The 6,303-nt window shown below is 71.9% G+C and carries 6 protein-coding genes and 1 tRNA gene; 3 read left to right on the plus strand and 4 right to left on the minus strand.

Translation table 11 applies throughout. The features are described 5' to 3' along the window. The coding region (locus QZ433_RS01835; RefSeq protein ID WP_295779738.1) for an NTP transferase domain-containing protein at positions 1-640 on the minus strand (640 nt) is incomplete at its 3' end. A gap of 1 nt (position 641) precedes the next feature. After that, positions 642-713: transfer RNA gene (locus tag QZ433_RS01840), tRNA-Gln, on the minus strand. Between the two features lie 103 nt (positions 714-816). Between QZ433_RS01840 and QZ433_RS01845 the strand changes: the two genes are divergently transcribed. Continuing rightward, positions 817-1,314 (plus strand): MarR family transcriptional regulator, encoded by a 498-nt coding sequence (locus QZ433_RS01845; RefSeq protein WP_116537569.1) that lies wholly within the window; start codon positions 817-819, stop codon positions 1,312-1,314. Further along, positions 1,311-1,823: a hypothetical protein gene (locus QZ433_RS01850; RefSeq protein ID WP_295779739.1), complete on the plus strand. Its 513-nt coding sequence runs from the start codon at positions 1,311-1,313 to the stop codon at positions 1,821-1,823. The genes QZ433_RS01845 and QZ433_RS01850 overlap by 4 nt, the downstream gene beginning before the upstream one ends. A 37-nt stretch (positions 1,824-1,860) precedes the next feature. Here the strand turns inward: QZ433_RS01850 and QZ433_RS01855 are convergent, their stop codons facing one another. Continuing rightward, entirely contained in the window at positions 1,861-2,589 is a 729-nt protein-coding gene (locus QZ433_RS01855) for a hypothetical protein (protein WP_295779740.1), read from the minus strand. Between the two features lie 153 nt (positions 2,590-2,742). On the opposite strand from QZ433_RS01855, the gene QZ433_RS01860 reads away from it, so the two are divergent. Further along, positions 2,743-4,410: a PHP domain-containing protein gene (locus QZ433_RS01860; RefSeq protein WP_295779741.1), complete on the plus strand. Its 1,668-nt coding sequence runs from the start codon at positions 2,743-2,745 to the stop codon at positions 4,408-4,410. 46 nt (positions 4,411-4,456) lie between these two features. Here the strand turns inward: QZ433_RS01860 and QZ433_RS01865 are convergent, their stop codons facing one another. Further along, positions 4,457-6,250: an ABC-F family ATP-binding cassette domain-containing protein gene (locus tag QZ433_RS01865; RefSeq protein ID WP_295779742.1), complete on the minus strand. Its 1,794-nt coding sequence runs from the start codon at positions 6,248-6,250 to the stop codon at positions 4,457-4,459. Positions 6,251-6,303: the final 53 nt, after the last annotated feature.

Below are 6,303 nucleotides of genomic sequence, written 5' to 3' on the forward strand. Positions count from 1 at the left end.
CGCGCAGGAGCCCGATCACGTCGGTGAGGTACTTCTCGCCCTGCGCGTTGTCCGTGCCCACGAGCGCGAGCTGCTCGCGCAGCGGCGCCGCCTGGAAGACGTAGACCCCGACGTTGATCTCGGTGACCGCGGCCTCGTCGGCCGTGGCATCCTTCTGCTCCACGATGCGGCGCACGCCGTCGGTCTCGTCGCGCAGGATGCGGCCGTAGCCGAAGGGCTCGTCGACACGGGCGCTCAGCAGCGTCACGGCGCTGCCACCGGTGCGGTGGGTGGTGAGGAGCTCGGTGAGCGTGCCCGTCTCGAGCAGGGGGACGTCGGCGCTGAGCACCAGCACGTCGCCGGCGAAGTCGCCGAGCGCGTCCAGGGCCACCTCGACGGCGCGTCCGGTGCCGGGGATCTCGTCCTGGTCGACGATCACGACGCCGGGGGCGAGCTCCGTCACGGTCTCGGCGACGAGCTCGCGCTCGTGGCGCACGACCACGACGATGCGGGCCGGATCGAGGGATGCCGCGGTGTCGAGCACGTGACCGACGAGCGGCCGACCGCCCACCGGATGCAGCACCTTCGGAGTACGGGAGCGCATGCGCGTCCCCTGACCCGCTGCGAGGACGACGACGGCCAACTCGGTCGGTGATGTCATGCTCCGCCGCCAGGATTCGAACCTAGACCTCACAGCTCCAAAGGCTGTCGTGCTGCCGTTACACCACGGCGGACCGTGCCCGCGGGCACCGGTCAAGTCTGCCAGACGCGGACGCCGGGCGTTCGTCCGGTGCGCGGCGACGCGCTCGGGGGACGGGCTCTGGACATAATGAGGGGGTGAGCCGGGACAGCGACGAGGTCGACCGCATCGTCGACGCCTGGGTGCGTCAGCGCCCCGACCTGGACTTCTCTCCCCTCGAGGTGCTCTCGCGCGTCGCGCGACTCTCGCGGCACCTCGACATCGCCCGCAAAGAGGCGTTCCGGCGCAGCGACATCGAATCGTGGGAGTGGGACGTGCTCTCGGCGTTGCGCCGCGCCGGAGAGCCCTATCAACTCAGCCCCAAGCAATTGCTGCAGCAGACCTTGGTGTCCAGTGGCACCATGACCAACCGCATCGACCGGCTCGTCGCCCGCCGATTCGTGCGACGCGAGGCCGACCCGGGCGACGGACGGAGCATCCTCGTGACGCTGACCGACGACGGCCGCATCCGGGTGGATGCCGCCATCACCCGCCTCGTCGACGCCGAGGCCCTGCTGCTCGAGGGTCTGGCGCGCAGTGACCGCGACCGCCTCGCGACCCTGCTGCGCAAGCTCAGCCTGGGGTTCGACGCGTGAGCGCCCCGGCCGCCCCGCTCTCGCGCTGGGAGCGCGTGAAGGCCTGGTTCGACGTCCGCTTCCGCTCCCCCGCCGCCATCTACGGCCTGATCGTGTTCGCGGCGTTCGTGACGATCGCCGACGACCACGCCGAGTCCGTCGGCGAGGTGCTCGAGAGCGCGACGACGTCGCTCATCGTCTTCTTCATCGCGCACGTCTTCGCGCACACCCTCACCGAGCACGCGACCCACGGTCTGCGCCGGGCCACGCGCGAGGGCATGCGCCATGGCGCCGGCATGCTGTACGCCTCGATCCCGTCGGTGCTGCTGCTCAGCTACGCCGGCCTGACGGGGATGACAGTGGACGACGCGTCCGATCTCAGCATGTGGTCGACCTTCGTGGTCCTCGGCATCCTCGGGTACTTCGCCTACGCGCGGCGCGGGGCACGCTTGGCGATGCGCCTGGTGGGCGCTTTCGCGACCGCGTGCCTGGGGATCTTCATCGTGCTGCTCGAGTACGCCGTGCACTGACGTCCCGGCCCGGGGACTCGGGCCGGGACGCGCCGGATCAGGCGTCCGCGCTCCTCGAGCGGCGACGGCGACGCAGGATGAGACCGACGGCGGTCGCGACCACTGCGGCGAGTGCTGCGCCCCCCGCGACCTGGACGCCCGTGACGGCGAGGGACGGTCCGTTCGCGCCGGCCGGAGCGGGGGTCGAGGAGGACGACGGGGAGACGCTCGCGGACACCGTGGGCGCGGGCTGGGAGGTCGCCGCCGTCGGCGAGGGAGACGGCGCTGCGACGGTCGGCGAGGGCGAGGACGACGGCAGGGGCGCGCCGGGGACGCTCCATCCGGCAGCGGTGATCGTCACGGGGACGCTGACCACCGGCACGACCCCCGAGGGCACCGTTCCGGTCAGGGTGAGGCATTCGAGGGTGAGCGTCGCCTGCGTGGCGTCGCGGGGGACGACCTCGCTGAAGGACGAGGCCATCGGCACCGAGACAGCACCCGAAACGGCGACCGTCGGCGACACCACCACCGTCGTCGATCCCGAGGTGACCGACAGACGGGCGGCGTCGCGGGACCCCGCGGGACATCCGTCGGCGAAGTCGGCCGAGGCGAAGGAGGGGTAGGCCGCCGCCTCTCCCGCGAACACGGGGGCTCCCGCGGCATCCCTCAGCACCAGCGGCGAGGCCGCGGACGCCGACGCGACCGTCAGCGGGAACAGGCTCGCGGCCAGGACGGCGGTGGCGGCGAAGGCGGGAACGACACGACGGGGCGCGGGAGTGAAGGGCATGGCTGCTCTCGATCGGGTGGTGAAGACGAGGGGACTGTGCCCTACGGGAAGAACGCGTCGGTGAACGGATGATGACGTCAACATCACCCGCTGGACACTCGGGATTCACCCGCCCCGCCTACGTTCCCGCCGACCCCTTCACGAAAGTCAGCGATGTCCTCACACACGTCCTCCGGCCTCTCGCGCCGCTCCTTCCTCGCCGTCGCCGCCTCGGCCGTCACCGCCGCCTCGGCCGTGTCGCCCCTCGGAGCCGGGGCTGCCGCCCAGGCCGCCGAAGCGCCCGCCGCCGCGGCATCCCCCAATCCGGCGGGCCTGCGCTGGCTGGTCTTCGATCACCACGTCCACTCGGTCTACTCGCACGACGCGAAGTACGCCATGACGACGATCCTCGACCAGGCCCAGAGATTCGGAGTGGATGCCATCGCCTTCACCGAGCACAGCAACCTCGGCCACGCGAACGTCGGCGGCGTCTTCAACGCCGCCCGCGAGATCGAGGCGGCGCGCACCGCCCGCCCCGACCTGCTCGTTTTCCAGGGCTTGGAGTGGTACATCCCCGCCGCCGAGCACGGCACCGTCCTCGTCGCCCCCGGGCCGCGCGCCACCCAGGTCCTGCGCCGCTTCGAACTCGACTACGACGGGAAGCTCAACGCCTGGGACAAGCCGCGCGCCGGAACCAGCGACGCCGCCGACTTCCTGCAGCACGCCGTGGACGGCATCCGGTGGCTCGGACAGCAACGCAAGGCCGGCGCGATCGGCGACGCCCTCGTGCTGGCCAACCACCCCAGCCGCCTCGGCATTGACTCGCCCGGCGAACTGCGGGCGTGGCAGGACGCCGATCCGGACGTCTTCGTCGGCTTCGAGGGCTCGCCCGGCGCCCAGGCCTCGGGCCTGGCCGCCAACACCACCGACCGCTCGCAGCGCGGGGAGTACGAGAACTCCCCCAGCGCCTTCTCGTTCGCGGGGTATCCCGCCGAGGCCTACCGCGCCCACGGCGGATTCGACTGGATGACGGCCGTCGTCGGCGGCATGTGGGACGCCCTGCTGAGCGAGGGTCGACGCTGGTGGATCACCGCCAACAGCGACCTGCACCTGAAGAACTTCGACACGACGCGCGTGGGCGACTTCCCCACCGGTGCCGGGTGGGACAGCGGCGCGACCCTGGCGAACTTCAACCGCGCCGGCCGCCGTCCCGATCCCGTCTCGACGCCCACGCCCCAGGGTGGCAGCGACCTGTGGCCCGGCGAGTTCAGCCGCACCCACGTCGGCGCCACCTCGCGCACCCACACGGCCGTGCTCGACGCGGTGCGCGCGGGACGCATGTGGGTCGATCACGGCCACCTCGTCGCCGCCCTCGGCGTCACCGTGCGCGCGGTCGACGACACCGCGAACACCGCCACTCTCGGCGGGACGCTGCGGGTGCCGAAGGGGACGACGATCGAGGTCGTCATCGATGTCGAACCCACCACGACGCGCAACTCGGCCGGCATCCTGCCCCGGCTGGCCCACCTCGACGTCATCCGCGGTCTCGTCACCGGTCCCGCGACCGACCGCGACAGCATGACCGCGCCGGCGACGCGGGTCGTCGAGCTGCGCGACGTCAGCGACCGCAGCGGCTCCGCCTTCCAGATCGTCATCCCCGCGGGCACGGTCGACGCGGACGGCTACCTGCGCGTGCGCGGATCGGACGGGCGCGTCAACGGCGTCGGCCCGCGCGGCGCGGAGGTCGACCCGCGCGCCCCGCAGCCGCACGCACCCGGCCAGGGCAACCCGTGGCTGGACACGTGGCTCTACACCAACCCGGTGTTCCTCGGCGTCCGCTGAGGCTTCGCGCGCGACGGCCCGCCCCCTCGGGGCGGGCCGTTTCGCGTCAGCCGATCTGCTCGGTCAGCTCGAACCACTGCAGCTCGAGCTCGTCGCGCTCGGCCTCGAGGCCCGAGATGCGCTGCATCTCGGCACCCAGACCGACGTAATCCGACTGGTCGTGCTCGGCCAGGGCCGCCTTGGCCCTGTCGATCTGCTGCTGCAGCTTCTCGATGCGCCGCTCGGTCGCGGAGGCCTCTTTCTGCGCCGCGCGCAACTCGGCGCCCTGCAGACCCGACGCCGCGGGGGCGCCTGCGGTCGACGTCGGGCGCGAGGGCCCGGCATCCTGGAGCGACCGCAGACGCAGGTACTCGTCGACACCGCCGGGGAGGTGACGCAGGCGCGCGTCGAGGATCGCGTACTGCTGATCGGTCACGCGCTCGAGGAAGTACCGGTCGTGAGAGACGACGATGAGGGTGCCCGACCACGAGTCGAGCAGGTCCTCCATCGCCGCGAGCATGTCGGTGTCGAGATCGTTGGTGGGCTCGTCGAGGATCAGCACGTTGGGCTGATCGAGGATGACGAGCAGCAGCTGCAGGCGACGCTTCTGGCCCCCGGAGAGGTCCTTCACCGGTGTCGAGAGCTGAGCGCTCGAGAATCCGAGGCGCTCGAGCAGTTGACCCGGGGTGAGCTCCTGCGCCTTGGACCCCGCACCGAACGAGTAGGTCGTCCGCAGCGACGAGATGACCACGCGCACGGGGTCGTTCAGGTGCTGGTCGAGTTCGTCGAGGCGCTGGGTGAGGGTCGCGACCTTGACGGTCTTGCCGCGCTTGACGCGCCCGCTGGTGGGCTGAAGCGACCCGGTCACGAGGTTGAGCAGCGTGGACTTGCCCGCGCCGTTCACCCCCAGGATGCCGGTGCGCTCACCGGGTGCGATGCGCCACTCGACGTCCTTGAGCACCGTGTGGTCGCCGTAGCTGACGCCCGCGTCGAGCAGGTCGACCACGTCCTTGCCGAGACGCGCGACCGCGAGGGACTGCAGGGCCACCTTGTCGCGGATCTCGGGCACGTCGGCGATGAGCTCGTTCGCCGCGTCGATGCGGAACTTCGGCTTGGACGTGCGCGCCGGCGCGCCGCGGCGCAGCCACGCGAGCTCTTTGCGGGCGAGGTTCTGCCGGCGCTGCTCGATGGACGCCGCCTGCCGGTCGCGCTCGACGCGCTGCAGGATGTACGCGGCGTAGCCGCCCTCGAAGGGCTCGACGATGCGGTCGTGCACCTCCCACGTGGCGGTGCAGATCTCGTCGAGGAACCACCGGTCGTGCGTGACGACGAGGAGGCCGCCCGCGCTCGGCGCCCAGCGCTTCTTGAGGTGACCGGCGAGCCAGGTGATCGCCTCGACGTCGAGGTGGTTGGTCGGCTCGTCGAGGAACAGCACGTCCCAGTCGCCGGACAGCAGCTTGGCCAGGGCGACGCGGCGGCGCTGGCCGCCGGACAGGTCTCCGAGCCGCGCGTCCCAGGCCAGGTCGCCGAGCAGCCCCGCGATCACGTCGCGCGTGCGGGCGTCGCCCGCCCACTCGTGCTCGGGGCGATCGCCGACCACCGCGTGGCCGATCGTGTCGTCGTCGTCGAGGGTGTCCTGCTGGTCGAGCACCCCCACCGTGACGCCGCCGCGCACGGTGACGCGTCCGCTGTCGGGCTCGCGGATGCCGGCGAGCATGCCGAGCAGGCTCGACTTGCCGTCGCCGTTGCGACCGACGATGCCGATGCGGTCGCCCTCGTTCACGCCGAGCGAGACGGAGTCGAAGACGACCTTGGTCGGGTATTCCAGGTGCAGGGCTTCGCCCCCGAGCAGATGTGCCATATCCGTCCCAGGCTACGCGGTGCCCGACCCCCCGGCATCCGCTCCCCCGCTCC

This window comes from uncultured Microbacterium sp. (assembly GCF_913776565.1).
Classification (GTDB): Bacteria; Actinomycetota; Actinomycetes; order Actinomycetales; family Microbacteriaceae; genus Microbacterium.

Bases quoted from the DNA above. Each gene is read 5' to 3' on its own strand.
- QZ433_RS01855 (WP_295779740.1), bottom strand. From the start codon at position 2,589: ATGCCCTTCACTCCCGCGCCCCGTCGTGTCGTTCCCGCCTTCGCCGCC.
- QZ433_RS01860 (WP_295779741.1), top strand. From the start codon at position 2,743: ATGTCCTCACACACGTCCTCCGGCCTCTCGCGCCGCTCCTTCCTCGCC.
- QZ433_RS01865 (WP_295779742.1), bottom strand. From the start codon at position 6,250: ATGGCACATCTGCTCGGGGGCGAAGCCCTGCACCTGGAATACCCGACC.